This is a genomic window from Streptomyces pristinaespiralis, assembly GCF_001278075.1.
In the GTDB taxonomy this organism is placed as follows: domain Bacteria; phylum Actinomycetota; class Actinomycetes; order Streptomycetales; family Streptomycetaceae; genus Streptomyces; species Streptomyces pristinaespiralis.
Genome location: NZ_CP011340.1, coordinates 4,185,789 through 4,204,679 on the forward strand (window position 1 = coordinate 4,185,789; position 18,891 = coordinate 4,204,679).

The 18,891-nt window shown below is 72.3% G+C and carries 18 protein-coding genes; 2 read left to right on the forward strand and 16 right to left on the reverse strand.

The features are described 5' to 3' along the window. Positions 1 to 54: 54 nt before the first annotated feature. Positions 55 to 564 (reverse strand): GbsR/MarR family transcriptional regulator, encoded by a 510-nt coding sequence (locus SPRI_RS17620; protein WP_005314520.1) that lies wholly within the window; start codon positions 562 to 564, stop codon positions 55 to 57. An 89-nt stretch (positions 565 to 653) separates the two neighbouring features. Between SPRI_RS17620 and SPRI_RS17625 the strand changes: the two genes are divergently transcribed. Continuing rightward, positions 654 to 1,607 (forward strand): ABC transporter ATP-binding protein, encoded by a 954-nt coding sequence (locus tag SPRI_RS17625; RefSeq protein WP_005314521.1) that lies wholly within the window; start codon positions 654 to 656, stop codon positions 1,605 to 1,607. Continuing rightward, complete coding sequence (locus tag SPRI_RS17630) at positions 1,604 to 3,262, forward strand: ABC transporter permease (RefSeq protein WP_005314522.1); 1,659 nt, start codon at positions 1,604 to 1,606, stop codon at positions 3,260 to 3,262. Before SPRI_RS17625 ends, SPRI_RS17630 begins: the two co-directional genes overlap by 4 nt. Before the next feature lie 253 nt (positions 3,263 to 3,515). Here the strand turns inward: SPRI_RS17630 and SPRI_RS17635 are convergent, their stop codons facing one another. The 15 genes from SPRI_RS17635 to SPRI_RS17705 all read right to left on the reverse strand — a co-directional run bounded on the left by SPRI_RS17635 (position 3,516) and on the right by SPRI_RS17705 (position 18,827). Then, positions 3,516 to 4,721, reverse strand: coding sequence for a cytochrome P450 (locus SPRI_RS17635; RefSeq protein WP_005314523.1), 1,206 nt, complete (start codon positions 4,719 to 4,721; stop codon positions 3,516 to 3,518). A 19-nt stretch (positions 4,722 to 4,740) separates the two neighbouring features. Further along, entirely contained in the window at positions 4,741 to 5,400 is a 660-nt protein-coding gene (locus SPRI_RS17640) for a response regulator (RefSeq protein WP_005314524.1), read from the reverse strand. Further along, positions 5,397 to 6,785 (reverse strand): sensor histidine kinase, encoded by a 1,389-nt coding sequence (locus SPRI_RS17645; protein ID WP_050791515.1) that lies wholly within the window; start codon positions 6,783 to 6,785, stop codon positions 5,397 to 5,399. The genes SPRI_RS17640 and SPRI_RS17645 overlap by 4 nt, the downstream gene beginning before the upstream one ends. Positions 6,786 to 6,871: 86 nt before the next feature. Next, positions 6,872 to 7,693, reverse strand: a complete 822-nt coding sequence (locus SPRI_RS17650) for an NAD(P)H-binding protein (RefSeq protein ID WP_005314528.1) — start codon at positions 7,691 to 7,693, stop codon at positions 6,872 to 6,874. A gap of 67 nt (positions 7,694 to 7,760) precedes the next feature. Next, on the reverse strand, positions 7,761 to 8,630 hold the full coding sequence (locus SPRI_RS17655) for an alpha/beta hydrolase (RefSeq protein WP_053557083.1): 870 nt from the start codon (positions 8,628 to 8,630) through the stop codon (positions 7,761 to 7,763). A 151-nt stretch (positions 8,631 to 8,781) separates the two neighbouring features. Further along, positions 8,782 to 9,975, reverse strand: a complete 1,194-nt coding sequence (gene kynU, locus SPRI_RS17660) for a kynureninase (RefSeq protein WP_037774123.1) — start codon at positions 9,973 to 9,975, stop codon at positions 8,782 to 8,784. Continuing rightward, positions 9,968 to 10,789, reverse strand: coding sequence for a tryptophan 2,3-dioxygenase (kynA, locus tag SPRI_RS17665; protein WP_005314535.1), 822 nt, complete (start codon positions 10,787 to 10,789; stop codon positions 9,968 to 9,970). The genes kynU and kynA overlap by 8 nt, the downstream gene beginning before the upstream one ends. 85 nt (positions 10,790 to 10,874) lie before the next feature. Beyond that, positions 10,875 to 11,648 (reverse strand): DUF3152 domain-containing protein, encoded by a 774-nt coding sequence (locus SPRI_RS17670; protein ID WP_078951360.1) that lies wholly within the window; start codon positions 11,646 to 11,648, stop codon positions 10,875 to 10,877. A gap of 293 nt (positions 11,649 to 11,941) precedes the next feature. Further along, complete coding sequence (locus SPRI_RS17675; protein WP_005314542.1) at positions 11,942 to 12,355, reverse strand: DUF3151 domain-containing protein; 414 nt, start codon at positions 12,353 to 12,355, stop codon at positions 11,942 to 11,944. Positions 12,356 to 12,431: 76 nt separating this feature from the next. Further along, positions 12,432 to 13,892: an MFS transporter gene (locus SPRI_RS17680; protein WP_005314543.1), complete on the reverse strand. Its 1,461-nt coding sequence runs from the start codon at positions 13,890 to 13,892 to the stop codon at positions 12,432 to 12,434. Between the two features lie 82 nt (positions 13,893 to 13,974). Further along, positions 13,975 to 15,129 (reverse strand): MalY/PatB family protein, encoded by a 1,155-nt coding sequence (locus SPRI_RS17685; RefSeq protein ID WP_182327703.1) that lies wholly within the window; start codon positions 15,127 to 15,129, stop codon positions 13,975 to 13,977. A gap of 75 nt (positions 15,130 to 15,204) precedes the next feature. Further along, complete coding sequence (gene fbaA, locus SPRI_RS17690) at positions 15,205 to 16,227, reverse strand: class II fructose-bisphosphate aldolase (RefSeq protein ID WP_005314545.1); 1,023 nt, start codon at positions 16,225 to 16,227, stop codon at positions 15,205 to 15,207. 218 nt (positions 16,228 to 16,445) lie between these two features. Beyond that, complete coding sequence (gene pyrE, locus SPRI_RS17695; protein ID WP_037774125.1) at positions 16,446 to 16,985, reverse strand: orotate phosphoribosyltransferase; 540 nt, start codon at positions 16,983 to 16,985, stop codon at positions 16,446 to 16,448. A gap of 32 nt (positions 16,986 to 17,017) precedes the next feature. Continuing rightward, positions 17,018 to 17,815, reverse strand: coding sequence for an aldose epimerase family protein (locus tag SPRI_RS17700; RefSeq protein WP_005314547.1), 798 nt, complete (start codon positions 17,813 to 17,815; stop codon positions 17,018 to 17,020). Between the two features lie 19 nt (positions 17,816 to 17,834). Beyond that, a complete protein-coding gene (locus tag SPRI_RS17705; protein ID WP_005314548.1) occupies positions 17,835 to 18,827 on the reverse strand; it encodes a CoxG family protein in 993 nt (330 codons plus the stop codon). Positions 18,828 to 18,891 lie beyond the last annotated feature (64 nt).

The window sequence follows — 18,891 nt, forward strand, 5'->3', positions numbered from 1 at the left end:
GGCGGGCTGACCCGCCAGGGCCCGGCGGGCGGGGAAGGCCCCGCCCGCGCCGGGTCAGGCCGCGCCGTAGAGCCGGTCGCGGTGTTCGCGCCAGCGTTCCATGAGGAGGGCTAGCTCCTTCTCCAGGAACTGGAAGAACTCCAGCGTCTCGGAGATCCGGCGGCCCGCCCCCGTCTCCGGGCCGAGGCTCACCACGCCCTCCCGCAGGGTGTGCTCCCAGCGCTTGAGGATCTGGTCGCGGTTGGTGAGTGCCTCGTACCACTGGTTGCTGTGCACGCGGTAGCGGTCGCGACGGGAGCCCGGTTCCCGCTCGCGGGAGATCATGTTGACCTGCGCGAGGTAGCGGATCGCGCCGGAGACGGCGGCGGGGCTGACCTGGAGCTGCTTCCCGAGCTCGGCCGAGGTCATCACGCCCGAGTCGGAGGAGAGCAGGGCGGCGAAGACGCGGGCCGGCATCCGGGTCATGCCCGCTTCGACCATCTGCGCGGCGAAGCGCTCCACGAAGGCGGACACCGCGTCCGCGTCCCGCGGTTGCTGCGCTGCCGCGGTCTGTTCGGTCACCACCGGATCATCTCCCCTTGTCACGGTCCTGAGCCGAGTTTATACGCTTCCTTAACTTCACAACTTTGTGAAATCAGCGTACGTTCTGAAACATGACGAAGGCAATCACCGTCTCCGGACTCCACAAGTCGTTCGGACGGACACGTGCGCTGGACGGCCTCGACCTCGCCGTCGAAACCGGTGAGGTACACGGCTTCCTCGGGCCCAACGGAGCGGGGAAGTCGACCACGATCCGGGTTCTGCTCGGGCTGCTGCGCGCCGACTCGGGCGCGGCCCAGATGCTCGGCAAGGACCCCTGGCACGACGCCGTGGAACTGCACCGGCGCCTCGCCTACGTCCCCGGTGACGTCGAGCTGTGGCCGGGGCTCACCGGCGGCGAGGCCATCGACCTGCTCTCCCGGCTGCGCGGCGGCATCGACAAGCGGCGCCGCGACGAACTCGTCGAGCGGTTCGACCTGGACCCGACCAAGAAGGGCCGGGCCTACTCCAAGGGCAACCGGCAGAAGGTCGCCATCGTCGCCGCGCTCGCGTCCGACGCCGACCTGCTGCTGCTCGACGAGCCGACCGCCGGCCTCGACCCCCTGATGGAGGTCGTCTTCCAGGACGTCATCTCCGAGGCGAAGGCCGCGGGCAGGACCGTGCTGCTCTCCAGCCACATCCTGGCCCAGGTCGAGAAGCTGGCCGACCGGGTCAGCATCATCCGGCAGGGGCGGATCGTGCAGTCCGGGACGCTGAGCGAGATGCGGCACCTGACGCGTACGACGGTCGAGGCGGAAACCGCCCGCCCCGTCACCGGCCTGGCCGAACTGCCGGGCGTGCACGACCTGGAGACCGACAGCGGGCGGGTGCGGTTCGCCGTCGACGGCAACCAGCTGGACGGCGCGATCCGCCGGCTCTCCGAGTTCGGTGTCCGCAGCCTCGTCAGCCACCCCCCGACGCTCGAGGAGTTGATGCTGCGCCACTACGGCGACGAGCTGGGCGCCAACGGACACGGCGCCGCCGCCGGCGACACGACCCGCCTCGCCGACGACGGAGCGGCACGATGAGCACCGCCACCGCCACGAAGGCGCCCACCGCGCCCCGCACCGCGAACGGCGGCAACGCGCTCGCCGGCACGCTCGCCCTGCTCCGCTTCGATCTGCGCAGGGACCGCGTCCGGCTGTCCGTGTGGATCCTCGCGCTGGTCGTCGGCACCGTGTCGACGGCGAGCAACTTCAAGACGCTGTACGCCGATCCGGCGGACCGCGCCTCGGTCGTGACGACCATGGACGGCCCCGCCGGGCTCGCGATGACCGGACCGCGCCACTACCTGGACGACTACAACTTCGGCGCGATGCTCGGTCACCAGATGCTCGGCTTCATGGCCGTGATGGTCGGCCTGATGAGCGTCCTGATCGTCACCCGGCACACCCGCAACGAGGAGGAGACGGGCCGCGCGGAGCTGGTGCGCTCCACCGTCGTCGGGCGGCACGCCCACCTGGCCGCGGCGCTGGCCCTCGCGGTCCTCGCCAACGTCGTCCTCGCCCTGCTGCTCACGCTGACCCTCGGCGGCATGGGCATCGAGGGCATCGACACCGGCGGCTCGCTGCTCTACGGCTCCGCGCACGCCGCCGTGGGCATCACCTTCGCCGCCGTCGCCGCCGTCACGGCGCAGATCACCGCGCACACGCGGGGCGCGTCCGGCATGGCGCTCGCCGTCGTCGGCGTCGCGTACGTACTGCGCGCGGCGGGCGACGTGGGCGGCGACGGGGCGCTCGCCTGGCTGTCGCCGATCGGCTGGGCGCAGCGCACGTACGTGTACGTCGACAACCGCTGGTGGCCGCTGCTGCTGTGCCTGGTGCTCGCCGTGCTGTGCGCCGCCGCCGGTTTCGCGCTGTCCACCCGGCGGGACGTGGGCGCGGGCCTGCGCGCGTCGCGGCTCGGCAGCGCGGTGGCGTCGGACGCGCTGGGCCGGCCGTTCGGCTTCGCCTTGCGGCTGCACCGCGGCATGCTGGCCGGATTCGGCGCGGGCCTGTTCCTCATGGGCGCGATGTACGGGTCGATCCTCGGCGACGCGGAGGACATGCTCAAGAACATCGACCAGATCCAGGAGGCGCTCAAGGAGATCGGCGGCGCCTCGGTGGCGGAGTCGTTCGCCTCGATGGTCATGGTCGTGATCTCCGTCGTCGGGGCCGTGTACGTGGTGATGGCGGCGCTGCGGCCGCGCGCCGAGGAGACCGCGGGCCGCGCGGAGCCGCTGCTCGCTACCGGGCTGTCCCGCACCCGCTGGGTGGGCAGCCATCTCGCCGTGGCCATGGCGGGCGGCACGGTGCTGCTGCTCCTGGCCGGTGCCGGCTTCGGGATCGCGGGCGCGGCGTCCGCCTCCGACGCGGGGCTGTTCCTCGACCTGGTGGCCGCGGCGCTCGCCTACGCGCCGGCGCTGTGGGTCACGGTCGGCGTCGCCGTCGTGCTCTTCGGCTGGTTCCCGCGGGCGAGCGCGGCGGCCTGGATCGTGCCGGTGTACGCCTTCGTGGTCGGCTACCTGGGGCAGCTGCTCCGGTTCCCCGGCTGGATGAGCGACGTCTCCCCGTTCGGGCACGTTCCCCAACTGCCCGCCGCGCAGATGAGCTGGACCCCGATGGCGGTCCTGACGCTGGTCGCGGCTGGGCTGGTGTGGGTGGGGCTCGAAGGCTTCCGCAGGCGGGACCTGGAGACGAAGTAGCGCGCCGGGGACGCGGTCGCCGCCGCGTCACCCCCTCCCCGCCCGTTCCCGAACCGGGCTCCGCCCGGACCCGGCACCGCGCTCCGCCCGGTGTTCCGGGGGCGCCTCACCCTGCGCCCGGCGGCGTGGGGGACCCCCTCCGCACTCCCGCGCCTCGCGGCCGGCCGCCGGGGGAGGCGCCCCCGGCGGGCTGATTTCGCGCGGCGGGATCGGCCCGCCCGGCGCTCGAGGGCTCCGCGCGAGGCGCGGCGGGTCACAGCTCGACCAGCAGTTCCTCCAGTCCCCTGATCACGAACCCGCCCTTGAACCGCGGCTCGGCCGCGAGCCGCATGTCCGGGCACCGGCGGAGCAACTCACCGAACGACGCCGCCAGTTCGATGCGTGCGAGCGGCGCGCCCAGGCAGTAGTGGATGCCGGCGCCGAAGCTCACATGCGGGTTGTCCGCGCGTGCCAGGTCCAGCGTGTCGGGGCGGTCGAAGCGGGTGCCGTCGTGGTTCGCGGAGCCGAACAGGAGCGCCAGTTCAGAGCCGCGCGGCACCACGACCCCGCCGATCTCGATGTCGTCCAGCACCCAGCGTTCGAAGAGCTGGAGCGGGGTGTCGTAACGCATCAGTTCTTCCACAGCTGTGGACAACAGCGAGTGGTCCGCCCGCAGGGCCGCCAACTGGCCCGGATGGCGGAAGAGCGTCCACCACCCGTTGGCCGTCGTGTTGACGGTCGCCTCGTGGCCCGCGTTCAGCAGCAGCACACAGGTGGAGATCATCTCCTGCTCGCTGAGCCGGTCGCCCTCGTCGTGGGCGGCGATGAGCGCGGAGACCAGGTCGTCGCCCGGCCGCTCACGCCGCACGGCGATCAGCTCCCGTAGGTAGGCGCTGAATTCGGTCGAGGCACGCACCGCCCGCGCCGCCGTCTCCTGTGACGGGTTCAGCTCGTACATGCCGCAGATGTCCGCCGACCAGGGCCGCAGCAGTGGCCGGTCGGACTCCGGGATGCCCAGCATCTCGGCGATCACGGCCACCGGCAGCGGCTCCGCGACCTCGGCGAGCAGATCGCCGCCGCCCGCCTTCCGGAAGTCGGCGACCAGACCGGCCGCCAGCCGCTGTACGACCGGTTCCAGCGCCTGAACGGTCCGCGGCGTGAACGCCTTCGTCACGAGACGCCGGATCCTGGTGTGGTCCGGTGCCTCGAGGTCCAGCAGACCGTGGTCGTTGAGCCTGTGGAACGGTTCGTGGGCGGCGGGCGGCGGGGTACGGCCGAACTCCTCGTGGGTGAAGCGGTGCAGGTACGTCCGCCCCAGCCGCCGGTCCCGCAGCAGCGCCGACACGTCCGCGTGGTGCGGTACGAGCCACTGCCGGGTCGGCTCGAACCAGTGCACCCGGCCCCGCTCCCGCAGTTCCGCGAAGGCGGGATAGGGGTCGGCCACGAACTGGGGGGACCAGGGTTCGAAGAGCGCGTCCATGCCCGGACGCTAACGCCCCCTACGAGGGTGTGACCAGCCTCGCCTCGTACGCGAAGACCGCCGCCTGGGTACGGTCCCGCAGCCCCAGCTTCACGAGGACCCTGCTCACGTGCGTCTTGATGGTCGACTCGGCGACGACCAGGTGCGAGGCGATCTCGGCGTTCGACAGACCCTGTGCGATCAGGACCAGGACCTCGGTCTCGCGCTCGGTCAGGTCGGCGACCTGGGTCATCGCGGCGGGGCGCGGCGTCTCGGACAGCTTGGAGAACTCGGTGATCAGCCGGCGGGTGACGGTCGGGGCGAGCAGCGCCTCCCCGGCGGCCACCACGCGCACGCCGTCGGCGAGCTGCCGGGCGGAGGCGTCCTTCAGCAGGAACCCGGAGGCTCCCGCGCGCAGCGCCTGGTACACGTACTCGTCCAGGTCGAAGGTGGTGAGCACCAGCACCTTGGCGCCGCCGTCCGCAGCGACGATCTCGCGGGTGGCGTCGATGCCGTTCAGCTCCGGCATGCGGATGTCCATCAGCACCACGTCGGGCGCCAGTTCGGCGACCTTGGAGACGGCTTCGCGGCCGTTGACGGCCTCGCCGACGACCTCGATGTCGGGCATGGCGTTCAGCAGGACCGAGAAGCCCTCGCGGACCATGATCTGGTCGTCGACGATGAGCACACGGATCGTCATGACGTCTCCTCGGCGGGGGTGGCGGCGACGGGGATGAAGGCGGTGACCTCGTACCCGCCCTCTTCGGTGGGCGCCGCGGTCATCTCGCCGCTCAGCATCGTCACACGCTCCCGCATCCCGGTGATGCCGTGACCCGCTCCGATCGATCGGGGCGGGCGAAGCCCTCCTTGAGGGGCGGTGGTCGGGCGACGGGCGGGATTGACCAGACCCCGCGGCGGCGTGTTGACGACCCGCAGGCCCAGACCGCCGAGCACGTAGGAGACCTCGATCTTCGCGGTCGAGCCGGGTGCGTGCCGGAGCGCGTTGCTGAGCGCCTCCTGGATGATCCGGTACGCCGACAGCTCGACGCCCTGCGGCAGCTCGCGCACCGCTCCGGTGACCGTCTTCTCGGTCTCCAGGCCCGCCTCGCGGACGTTGGACAGCAGGTTGTCGAGGTCGGCGAGGACGGGCTGGGGCGCGTCGGGGGCCTGGTAGTCCTCCGCCCGTACGACGCCGAGGATGCGGCGCAGTTCGGTGAGCGCGGCCACCGCGTTCTCGCGGATCGTGGCGAACGCCTTCTCCAGTTCCTCCGGCGGGTTCTCCACCCGGTAGGGGGCGGCCTCCGCCTGGATGGCGACGACCGACATGTGGTGGGCGACCACGTCGTGCAGCTCGCGGGCGATGGTGGTGCGCTCCTCCAGCAGGGTGCGCCGGTCGCGCTCGGTGGCGGTGACCGTCTGCTGGGCTGCGACCTCCTCCTTCGCCTCACGGCGGACCAGGATCATGCTCACCATCAGCAGCAGGACGGCGGAGGTGACCAGCATGGGCGCCGCGCCGGGGCCGTAGCCGCGGCTGATCACCGTGTCGGCGAACATCCCGTACGCCGCGGTGATCACCCACATCCAGCCGGCCGTCCGGGGACGGGTCCGCAGGGCCACGACGACCAGCACGGTCAGGTGGGACAGGAACCCGGCGGGCGCCCAGGGCCAGTCGTTCCAGGAGCCCAGCACCGCCACGAACGGTGTGCTGATGAGCGACACCCACCAGGCGCCCACGGGCCTGACCAAGGTCATCGCGACCGCCCCGGCGGGGACGAACCCGCCGATGACGAAGGCGAGACCGCCCTCGTCGTCGGCGTAGGAGAGCAGGAGTGTGCACAGGGCGAGGAACAGCACCACGGTGTGCGGCAGCCACACCGCGCCCCGGCGTATCCGCTCCCCCGGCAGCCGCCGGACCAGTGGCCCTTCGGCGTTCAGCGGCGGCAGGGGCCGGTAGGCGAACGCGTCGTGGAAGAGGTCCTGGCGGAGGCCGCTGAGTGCTCCTTGCGCCAGGTCGTATTCGGGGCTGCGGGTCTTCTGGGTCACGTAATGAAGGTAAGCGGGCGCCGGGGCCCCGGTCGTCAGCATCACTGCGGATCCTGGGGCGTCCGCCTTGAGTACTACCTGGTGGGGCCACGGTTACGGCGGCCGGCGCGACGGACCCGCGTGCCGGGTCAGCTCCGGAAGGTGTCCGCGTGCTCCTGCGCCCACTCGGCGAAGGTGCGGGCCGGCCGTCCGGTGACCTTCTCGACGGTGTCGACGACGGTGCGGCCGACGGGCGGTGTGTTGCCGTACGCCTCCAGCAGGAAGCCGATGACGTCCTCCGGCTGCCCCGCGGCCCTCCACTGCTCGACCGCCTGCTGCTCGCTCAGTTCGACGAGCCGGATCTTCCGGCCCCGGGCGGCGGCGAGTGTGTCGACCTTGTCCTCCAGCGTCAGCACCTGGGGGCCGGTGATCACGTACTCCTGGCCGGCGTGGCCGTCCTCGGTGAGGGCGACCGCCGCGACGGAGCCGATGTCGGCCTCGTGGACCATGGCGCTGAGCCTGCCGGCGAAGGGTTCACGCACCTCGCCGTCGACGCGGATGCCGTCGGCCCACTCCAGGGCGTTCGCCATGAACTCCACCGGCATCAGCACCGTCCAGGCGAGGTCGCTCTCCCGGACCGCGTCCTCCAGCAGGCTCGGACCGCCGCCGTGCAGCACGGTGATCCGCCGGACGCCGGCCGCCTTCGCCAGCTCCAGGATGCGCGGGCCGGTCTCCAGCGGCGCGAAGTACGGGCCGCCGAAGGTGATCAGGTGCAGGCCGGTGACGCCCTCCAGGGCGGGGGCCAGGGTCTCGGCATCGGTGAGGTCGCCGCGCACGACCTCGACGCCTTCGGGGAGGCCGGCCTTCGCGGGGTCGCGCGTCAGGGCGCGGACGGACTGTCCACGCCGCAGAAGCTCCGCCACCACCTGGCGGCCTACGGTTCCGGTTGCTCCGGTCACGAGATTCGTCATGGGAAGAACGTAGGAACCCTTGCGGTCAGCTTCCGTCCGCAAGGGTCCACCGGCTCATTCGGCTTTCTCACCAGGCGAGTTGGGCGATCTCCTCCGCGACCACGGCGCACGCGTCGGCCGCCGGGTCGATCAGCGGGAAGTGCCCGACCTCCTCGAGGAGCGTCCAGCCGACGGTCTCGCCCGCCTTCGCCGCCGCGTCCACGAACGCCTCCGCGACGGCCGGCGGCACGACGACGTCGGTACGGCCCTGCACCACGACCGTCGCGATGCCGGTCGGCAGCAGCACGGCGGGATCACCGTGCGGGGCGCGCGCGTCGTACTGTGCCTCGCCGCCCAGCAGTTGGCGTACGGCGCCGCCGCACACGTCCAGTTCCACGGCCGCGTCGAAATCGGCGATCGGGGCCAGCGCGACGACACCGCGCAGCGGCGGCGGCGCGGCGAGCCGCCACGGCGAGCCGGCCGGCAGGACGTGCCGGGCGGCGGCCCACAGCGCGAGGTGGCCTCCGGCGGAGTGCCCGGTCACGACGGTCCGCCGAGGGTCGGCCTGCGGCAGTGCCTGCCGCGCCAGGTCCGGCAGGGCGTCCATCGCGGCGGCCACGTCGTCGAACGTCTCCGGCCACCGTCCGGCGACCGGCCCTTCTCCGCGCTGCCCCGGGATCTCCCGTCCGCGGCGGTACTCGACGTTCGCGACGGCGAGCCCGCGGCGTGCCAGGAAGTCGGCGAACGGCGTCACATGCCGCCGGTCGTACGGCGCCCGCCAGGCACCGCCGTGCAGCACGACCACCAGCGGCACGGTGGCGTGCCCGCTGCGCGGGGCGTAGAAGTCGACGACCTGGTCGGGATGCTCCCCGTAGGCGACGGATACGTCCGGCGCGACGGCAGGATGCGACATCGCCGACGCTTCCTCGGCGGCGTCACGGGCGACGGGGTCCGGCATGTGCTGCTCCAACAGTCCCGTGGGGGTGGCCTGTTCCACCTGACCAGCGCGGACGCTACCAGTTTCGCCCCAGGCCGGCGTCGCTCCGCCCCCGGCGGCTCCGGCGACCGGGTCCACCCCGGGGGACGCGCGTCCCCCGGGGTGTGCGGGCTCAGCCGGCGAGGACCTCCGCCAGGACGCGGGCCGCGCGCTCCGTGTCGGCGAAGCCCACGTACAGCGGCGTGAAGCCGAAGCGCAGGACGTCCGGACGGCGCAGGTCGCCGACGACGCCCCTGGCCGTCAGGGTCTCCATGACCCGCGGCGCGTCCTCGCAGCGCAGCGCCACCTGACTCCCGCGTGAGGCGTGCTCCGCGGGTGTCAGGGACGTGACCCGTCCGGCCGGGACATAGGCGTCGACGCACTCCAGGAAGAAGTCCGTCAGCGCCAGGCTCTTCGCCCTGACCGTCTCGATCGCGATCCCGTCCCAGACCTCGAGCGCCGCTTCGAGGGCCAGCATGGACAGGATGTCCGGCGTGCCCACCCGGCCGCGCGTCGACCCGTCGGCCGCTTCGTACCCGGGCGTCATCGCGAACGGGTCGGCGTGCGACGTCCAGCCGGGCAGCGGCGAGTCGAAGGACGCCTGGTGGCGCTCGGCGACGTACAGGTACGCGGGCGAACCGGGGCCGCCGTTCAGGTACTTGTAGGTGCAGCCGACCGCCAGGTCGACGCCGTGGGCGTCGAGCCCCACCGGCAGGGCGCCCGCGCTGTGGCACAGGTCCCAGACCGCGAGGGCACCCGCCTCGTGGACGGCCGCCGTGAGACCGGGCAGGTCGTGCAGCCGGCCGGAGCGGTAGTCGACGTGGTTGACGAGCGCCGCCGCCGTGGTGGGGCCGAGTGCCGACGTCAGGTCCGCCGGGTCGACGGGGACGATTCGGCGGCCGGTCATCCTGGCCGCCGACGACGCTATGTACCCGTCCGTCGGGAACGTCGTCGCGTCGACGAGGATGTCCGTACGCGCCGGGTCGTCGTTCAGCCGTACGGCGCCCACGACGGCCTTGAAGACGTTGACGCTCGTGGAGTCGCCGACCACGATCTGCCCGGGCGCCGCGCCGACCAGCGGCGCGATCCGGTCACCGATCCGCTCGGGCGCGCTCCACCAGTCGCCCTCCGTCCAGGAACGGATGCGCAGCTGCCCCCACTGACGGTTCACCACATCGGCGACGCGGTCGGGGACGTGCGCGGGCAGCGCGCCGAGCGAGTTGCCGTCGAGGTAGACGGCCTCGTCGAGGGCGAACAGCTTCCGGGCACCGGCCAGTTCGTCTGCGGCGTCGAGCGCCGCGGCCCGCTGGGCCAGGGACTCAGACATGGCTGCGCGCCGTCCACAGCTCGGGGAAGACGTTCTTGCGGGCACGCTTCTCGAGCCAGGAGACACCGGCTGAGCCGCCTGTGCCGACCTTCGAGCCCATGGCCCGCCGGGTCGCCACCAGGTGGTCGTTGCGCCATCGCCACACCAGCTCGCCGACATCCGTCAGCGCCTCGCCCAGGCGCACCAGTTCGGTGTCCTGGTCGGGGCCGCCGTAGACCTCGGCCCAGACGTGCTCGACCGCCTCCGACGGCTCGTACTTCTGCGCCAGGTCGCGCTCCAGCACCTCGGCGGGCACCGCGTACCCGCGGCGGGCGAGGAGCCGCAGCACCTCGTCGTACAGGCTCGGCTCGTGGAGGGCCTTCTCCAGTTCCGCGTGGACGCGCGGGGCGCCCCGGTGCGGCACCAGCATCGAGGCGGACTTGTCCCCGAGGAGGAACTCCATCCGCCGGTACATCGCCGACTGGAAGCCGGAGCCCTCACCGAGGGCGTCGCGGTAGGCGTTGAACTGTGCGGGCGTCAGGTTGGCGATGGGCTTCCAGGAGGCGTTGAGCGCCTCCAGCTCGCGTGCCGACCGCTTCAGCGCGTCCATCGCCACGGGGATCCGGTCCTCGCGCAGGGCGCGTGCGGCGGTCTCCCACTCGTGGACGACGACGGTGAACCACAGCTCCATGACCTGGGTGGTGACCAGGAAGACCATCTCGCCCGGGTCGTCCGACCGCGGATGCTGGAGGTGGGTGAGGACGTCCGCCTGGACGTAGTCCTCGTACGGCGTGGTGCCCGCGAAGTCCAGATTCGGGGCGGAGTCATGTGACATTGCTGTCTCCTCGACATCCGGGTAGCGGTCCGCCCCTTCCTGTCCGGTGTGGGCCCCGGTCCCCACTCGCATCATAAGCCGAGGATCACACCGGCGGTCCTGAGAGATATGTCCCGTCGTCGTCATAGGGCCACGCATTGGAGACGCAGCCGTTCAGGCCCTTGATCTGCTGCATCATCACCGGGGCGGGTTCGCCGGGCCCCGGGCAGCCCATGTGCTGCCGGATGCCGATCTCGTGCCCGACCTCGTGGTTGATGATCAGGTGCCGGTACTCGGCGGGCGTTCCGGCGAACGTCGGGGAGCCCAGCATCCAGCGCCGCAGGTTCACCACGACCCCCTCGGTGGTCTCGCAGTTCAGCTCCCCGCGGGTGTTCAGGCCCACGGCGAGGCAGAGCTTGTCGGCGGTGGCCGGTGTGGCGATCCTGATCACGAAGTCGGCGTTCGACGACACCAGCTGGAAGCGGCCGCGGCCGTTCGCGGCCCAGCCGCGCGGGTGGGCCAGGATCTGCTGGATCTCGGCGGCGGCCTGCTGGGCGGACACGTCGACGCCGTCCTCGACCTCCACCCTGTAGCGGCGCAGCGTGCCGGTGCCGGCCGCCGTCCCGGACGACTGCGCGGTGGTGAACGTGCCCGGACCCGACGCCGGCACGCTCGGCGGCGCGCTCTTGGCCGAGGCGGAGGGCGATGTCTTCGGTTTCGGCGAACTGCTGGGGCTGCTGCGCACCGGTGACGGTGAGGCGGACGGCTCCGGTGCGGGGGCCTCGGACATCAGCGGCGCGACGTCGGCCGGGCCCGCGGCCGTGGCGGGGGGCGGTCCGCCCCGCCAGTGCGCGAGGGCGGCGCCTGCGCCCACCGACATGAGGCCGAGGCAGACGCCCAGCAGAAGTATCGGTCCGGTCGGACGGCGTCGGCCCGTGGTCCGGCGGCTCCGTCTGCGGCTGCGCCCGTTGCGGGCGGCGGCGCGCTGGCCCAAGACAGATCTCTCCCCTGGTTCGGCCGGTGTTGGGGGGAGAGGGTGGTGGGGGCCCCTCACCGGCTGTGATCCGTGAATCGGCAGTGTGTGCGATCGTACCGGCCGCGCGCCGGCGACCGGAGTTCCAGGTCACCAGCGCACGGACACGGTCAGGCAGGGGCAGGCCCCTGCCGTGACGTTCAGCCCAGCGTCTCCGCGGCGGTCTGCGAGGAGTCCCGCAGGAACGTGGTGCAGCGCTCGTGCTCTTCCTTCTCGCCGATCGCTCCGGCGGCACGGGCCAGCGCGTTCAGCGCGCGCAGGAAGCCGCGGTTGGGCTCGTGCTCCCACGGCACCGGGCCGTGGCCCTTCCAGCCGTTGCGGCGCAGCGCGTCGAGGCCGCGGTGGTAGCCGGTGCGCGCGTAGGCGTACGACTCGACGACGCTGCCCCGCTCGAAGGCGTCGTCGGCCAGCTGCGCCCAGGCGAGCGAGCTGGTCGGGTACTGGGCCGCGACCTCGGCGGCGGGGGTGCCGCCGGCCAGGAGCTCGCGCGGTCCGGGCTCGTCGGGCAGGTGGGTCGGGGGAGGCCCCCCGAGCAGGTTCTCGTGGATCGACATGGCCCCCAGTCTCACAGGTCGGGCGCCGTCGCGTGGCCATCGGCCCGAGGAGACCACGACGCGGTCCCGAGCGGGGTCAGTCCTTGCGTTCCGGCTGCGGCTCGAGCGGCGGCGCGGCCACCCCGCAGCTCACCTTGCACTCCGGGTGGCACACGTTCACGCCCTCGGGCGGCACCCGCACCGTCCCCCAGGCGATCAGCGCCCCGGCCACCAGGATTCCCGCGCACATCGGGATCGCGAGCCGGAAGGCCTCGTCGAACGCCGTCGCCGAGCGGTACGCCTCCGGGCCCATGCCGGCGAGCAGCGGCAGGGCGGCGACCGCGAGCAGGCCGGCGGCCCGGGCCGCCGCGTTGTTGATGCCGCTCGCGATGCCCGCCCGGCCGGTCTCCACGGACGCGAGGACGGTCGAGGTCAGCGGCGCGACCAGCGTGACCATGCCGAGGCCCATGACCAGCAGGGCGGGCAGCACGTCGACCAGGTACGACGCGTCGACGCCGACCCTCAGCGTCAGCATCATGCCGACGGCGCAGAACAGGGGGCCGACGGTCAGCGGGATGCGCGGGCCGATGCGGTCACCCAGCTCCCCGGAGCGGGCGGAGAGCAGCAGCATCAACGCGGTGGTCGGCAGCAGTGCCGCTCCCGCGCCGAGGGCCGAGTATCCGGCCACGACCTGGAGCTGGAGCGCGACGAGGAAGAAGAAGCCGCCGAAGGCGGCGTACACGCAGAGCGTCACGAGATTCACGGCGGTGAACTGGCGGATCCGGAAGAGGGACAGCGGCAGCATCGGCTTCTCCGTACGAAGCTCGACCAGCACGAACACGGCTCCCACGAGCGCGCCGGCGAGCCCTGCCCACACCGTCGCGTCGATGAGCGCGTAGGTCACCAGCCCGAGCGCCGCCGCGCCCAGGACGGCGCCCGGCACGTCGAACCGGCCGGTCGCCGTCGGGTCGCGGGACTCCGGCACGTGCCGCAGTGCCACCGGGACGCACACGACGGCCAGCGGCACGTTGAGCAGGAACACCCAGCGCCAGCCCGGCCCGTCGACCAGCCAGCCGCCGACGAACGGGCCGATCGCCGCGCCGACGCCGCCGAGCCCGGACCACAGGCCCACGGCCCGGGACCGGTCGTCGGGATGGAAGCTCGCCTGGATGAGGGCCAGCGATCCCGGGGTGAGCAGGGCGCCTCCGATGCCCTGGAGGGCGCGGGCGGCGACCAGCACCCCGCCGTTGGGCGCCATCCCGCAGAGCAGGGAGCCCAGGGCGAACCAGATCACGCCGAGGACGAAGATCCGGCGGCGCCCGTAGCGGTCGCCGAGTGCCCCGCCGAGCAGGATCAGCGCCGCCAGCGTCAGCATGTAGGCGTTGACGGTCCACTGCAGGACGCCCAGGTCGGCGTCGAGGTCCCTGCCGATGCGGGGCAGCGCGACGTTGACGACGGTGGAGTCGAGCAGCGCCATGCCGGACCCGAGGACGGTCGTCAGGACCACCCAGCGGCCGGTGGCGGATGTCAGCCTGATGTCCCCCGGACTCGTGCCCATACGGGGATCATCGCAGCCGCTTCACGACGCTACGACCCGGACGCCCGCGCGTCTTCCAGGCCCTGCGGGGACGGGCGGTCGGTCAGATGACGCGGCCCAGCGCCCGGATCAGGGCGTCCGCGCCGCGTTCCGCCTTGCTGCGCGGACAGCCGACGTTCAACCGGACGAAGCCCTCGCACCCGTACACCGATCCCGGCATGATCGCGACCTTCTCCCGTTCGACGAGCTCACGCTGGAGCACCGAGTCCTTCGTCCGGGAGCCGATGCCCAGCGGGCGGAGGTCGATCCAGGCGAGGTAGCCGGCCTGCGGCGGTTCCCAGCCGAGCTCCGGGAACGCCGCACCGAGCCGGTCGGCGAGCATCCGCAGGTTGCCGGCCACATAGGCGTTGAGGTCGTCCAGCCACGGTCCGCCCCGGCGATAGGCCGCGATGTGCGCGGTCAGTGACAGCACGGCGGGCGACGCGAGGCCCTCCCCGGTCTCCATCCGGCGCACGAACGCGGCATGGTCGCCAGGGTCGCCGATGAGGCCGTACGAGCCGCTCAGGGCGGGGAAGTTGAACGCCTTGGTCCCGGAGGTGATCAGCGCCCACCGGCCGGTGCCGTAGCGGGTCCAGGGCAGATGGACCCCGTCGCGTACGAAGTCGGCGTGGATCTCGTCGCTGACGACCGCGACGCCGTGCCGTGCCGCGAGCTCGGCGGTCCTGGTGAGCTCGTCGTGCGTCCACACCCTGCCCGTGGGGTTGTGGGGCGAGCAGAGCACCAGAACCTTGCTGTCGGGCCGGGCCAGCTGCCGTTCCAGTGCCTCGTCGTCCCCGACGGGCACTCCACGCAGGTCACGGCCCAGACCGCTGATCGCCTTGATGAAGCCGTCGTACGTGGGGGTGTGGACGACGACGCCGTCGCCGGGGCCGCTCCACATCCGCAGCAACTGGGAGAGCTGGTTGAGCACGGAGGGCGCGTACACGATGCGGCCGGTGTCGATCTCCGTGTCGTACCGGACGGCGAACCAGTGGCGGACGGCGGAGAGGAAGTCCTCGTTCCGCCAGTCGGTGTAGCCGAAGACTCCGTGCGCGACCCGGTCACGGAGGGCGTCGAGGACCACGGGAGGGGAGGCGAAGTCCATGTCGGAGATGGTGAAGGGCAGCAGGCCGTCGACTCCGAACCGGTCCGCGACACCGTCCCACTGCACGCTCCATGTCCCCCGGCGGTCGACGACCGCGTCGAAGTCGAAGCTCACGATTCCCCTCCCCTGTGGACACACCACGGGCCCGGCGCCCGCGAGGGGGTACCGGGCCCGTGGTGAGGCGGCTGCTTACTTGATCTTGGTACCGGAGGAGCGCAGCGCCGCGCAGGCCTCCGTGACACGGGTGGCCATGCCGGCCTCGGCCAGCTTGCCCCAGGTGCGCGGGTCGTAGGTCTTCTTGGAGCCGACCTCGCCGTCGACCTTCAGGACGCCGTCGTAGTTCTTGAACATGTGGTCCGCCACCGGACGCGTGAAGGCGTACTGGGTGTCGGTGTCGAGGTTCATCTTCACGACGCCGTTCTCCAGGGCCGTGGCGATCTCCTCAGCGGTCGAGCCCGAGCCACCGTGGAAGACGAAGTCGAACGGGTCGGCCTTGCCGTACTGGGCGGAGACGCCCGCCTGGAGGTCCTTCAGCAGCTCGGGGCGGAGCACGACGTTGCCCGGCTTGTAGACGCCGTGCACGTTGCCGAAGGACGCGGCCAGCAGGTAGCGACCCTTCTCGCCCAGGCCCAGGGCCTCGGCCGTGCGCAGCGCGTCGTCCACGGTGGTGTAGAGCTCGTCGTTGATCTCGTGCGAGACACCGTCCTCCTCGCCACCGGTCGGGGTGATCTCGACCTCGAGGATGATCTTCGCGGCGGCGGCCTTCGCCAGCAGCTCCTGGCCGATCGCCAGGTTGTCGGCGAGGGTCTCGGCCGAGCCGTCCCACATGTGGGACTGGAACAGCGGGTTGCGTCCGGCCTTCACGCGCTCGGCGGAGATGTCGAGCAGCGGACGGACATAGCCGTCCAGCTTGTCCTTCGGGCAGTGGTCGGTGTGCAGCGCGACAGTGATGTCGTACTTGGCGGCGACGATGTGCGCGAACTCGGCCAGGGCGACGGCGCCGGTGACCATGTCCTTGCTGTACTGGCCACCCAGGAACTCGGCACCGCCGGTGGAAATCTGGATGATGCCGTCGCTCTCGGCCTCCGCGAAGCCACGCAGTGCGGCGTGCAGGGTCTGGGACGAGGTCACGTTGATGGCGGGGTAGGCGAACTTGCCTGCCTTCGCCCGGTCAAGCATCTCGTTGTAGACCTCGGGAGTCGCGATGGGCATATGTCCGCTCCTTGTGATGTGCGGGTATGTGGTACGGGGGCCCGGGGTGCGTCCCCGGTGAACCCAGTGCCCTGACCTTGGGCGACGTCATCGTCGCGGCCTATCTTTCCAGACTCCCGCCCGGGGTCCACCATGCCTGCCCCGCCCGCATGGCGAAGGGGCGGACTGTTTCACGTGAAACAGTCCGCCCCTTGGAATCACCCCAGCTCAGGCCATGATCAGGCGAGACCGAGCTCATCGAGCGAATACGCGTTGATGTACGGCAGGCCCGCCTCCGCGATCTTGGGGGCGGCGCCGCGCTCCACGATCACGGCCACCGCGACGACCTCGCCGCCGGCCTCCCTGACCGCCTCCACGGCGGTCAGCGGGGACCCGCCGGTCGTCGACACGTCCTCCACGACCAGGCAGCGCCGGCCCTTCACGTCCGTGCCTTCGATCCGGCGCTGCATGCCGTGCGCCTTGCCCGCCTTGCGGACGACGAACGCGTCCAGCCGCTCACCGCGCGCGGCGGAGGCGTGCAGCATCGAGGTCGCCACCGGGTCGGCGCCCAGCGTCAGCCCGCCCACGCAGTCGTAGTCCAGGTCGGCGGTGGCGTCGAGCATCACCTGACCGACCATCGGCGCGGCCTCGCCGTCCAGCGTGATCCGGCGCAGATCGATGTACCAGTCGGCCTCGATGCCCGAGGAGAGGGTCACCTTGCCGTGCACCACGGCCTTGTCCTTGATCTGCTGGAGCAGCTCAGCACGAACGTCAGTCATGGGGCTCAGCTTAAGGGCGCCGGTCCGCCGGCTCAGAGCCGCCGCCAGCTCCAGGTCGTGGCGATCTCCAGCGGCTCGATCGGGGTGACCAGCCGCGGATGGGTGTTGAGACCGTTCGGCGGGCCCGACTGCGGTTCGACACAGACCGCCTCGGCCTGCTCGTCGTAGACCACGACCCACTCCGCCGGGCTGCGGACGATCAGCTCCAGCCGGCCCGGCCAGGTCAGCGTGACGTCGACCCCGTCGGGCATTCCGAAGCAGTCGTCCCACGGGCCCGGGAGCGGCGTGATGCGCTTGCCGGTCGGCAGGTGGTCCTCACCGCGCTCCTCCTGCCACTCCGGCGTGAAGGCGATCCGCACGTCCTCGCCGCCGTCACCGAGGTTGCGCAGGAACCAGGGGTGCCAGCCCGCCTGCGCGGGGAACGACGTCCCGTAGGTCTCCACACCCATCCGGACGGTGACGGAGTCCTCCGCCAGCTCGAACGTCTGGGTGACCCGCCCGGTGTACGGCCACGGGTCGGCGAGGTCGTAGGTGAAGGCCGCCTCGCTCTCGTCCGCCCGTGCGGTGCGCCACGCGGTGTCCCGGCCGGTGCCGTGAATGGCATGCGGCGGGGCGTTGAGCGGCAGCCGGTGCGGTACACCGCCGTTGCTGAACCGCCCGTCCCGCGTGCGACCGCACCACGGCACCATCGGGAACGAGCCGTACCGCTCGCCCTGCCGCAGCACCTCGGTGCCGCCGATGCGCAGGCTTCCGATGCGGCAACCGATCGTAGGATGCACGGTCAACTCGACGTCACCGGCGGCCAGCCGGATGCTCTGTTCGCTACTCACACCCCGACATTACGGCGTGTCACCTACGGCGGCGCAGCGCCCTGCCGACCACGACCGCAGACGCCAGTGCGAGGGCCGCGGCGGGAGCCAGCCACCGCAGGGTGGCCCCCGCGGAGGAGGCGTCGGCAGCCGGGGTGGGCGCGTAGCGACCGCGTGGCGGGGCGTGGTCGACCTCCTCCGCGCTGCGGCCGATCATGGTCCGCCGTGCGTGGGCGGCCTCCGCGGGCACCGCGCCCGGCAGGCCGGACAGATCGTCGAGGTCCTCGATGCTTTCGAGGTCGTCCACCGCGTCCACGCCGTCGACCCCGTCCAGGTCCTCGGCGCCGTCGACCTCGTCGAGATCGTCGAACTCGTCGTCGGCGTCCGCACCGAGCGACGGCGGAGGTACGGGGGCGTCGAACACCGAGCCGGCGGCGTCGTCCGCACCGGTCGGGTCCTGGGCGTCGCCCCCGGTGGCGGTCGCGGGGCCACCGGTTCCGTCGGCGCCCGCCTCACCGGCCGCGTCCAGAGGCTCCGCGGCAGGAGCGGCACCGGCGCCCCCGCCTTCGGCGCGGTCCCCGGGCATCGGGTCCTCGAAGGCTGCCGCGGCCAGCGCTTCCGCGAAACGGTCGAGAAGCCGGTGCGCCGCGGAGACCTTCGCGCCGGCCGCGAGGTCGGCCAGCCGCCCCTCGGCATGCGCGGAGCCACTGAAAGTCACCGTCGTGCCGCCGTCGGTCGGGGCCGGGCGGATCATCAGCGTCACCTTCACCGAGCCGCCGCCGCGTGCCTCCGCGCCCTCGCCCTCGACGGCGAAGGCGCCGCCCCTCTCGTCGTCCTGCTCCGTGAGGTGCAGGGCGCCGCGGTAGGTGATGGTGTGGCCGGCGACTCTGACCTTGAGCCGCCCCGACAAGGGGCCGGCCGACTCGTCTGCGTCCTGCTGGAGCCCAGGGACGCAGCGGGCGACCCTGGCCGGGTCCCGCAGCGCACGTCGGAGGGTCTCAGCCGGTACCGGAACGAACACCTCATGCTCCATGGAAGCCGAGCCTACTCAGCACGGCCCGCCGCGTCTGCCTTTCCCGCGCGAGCCCCTCCCGTCC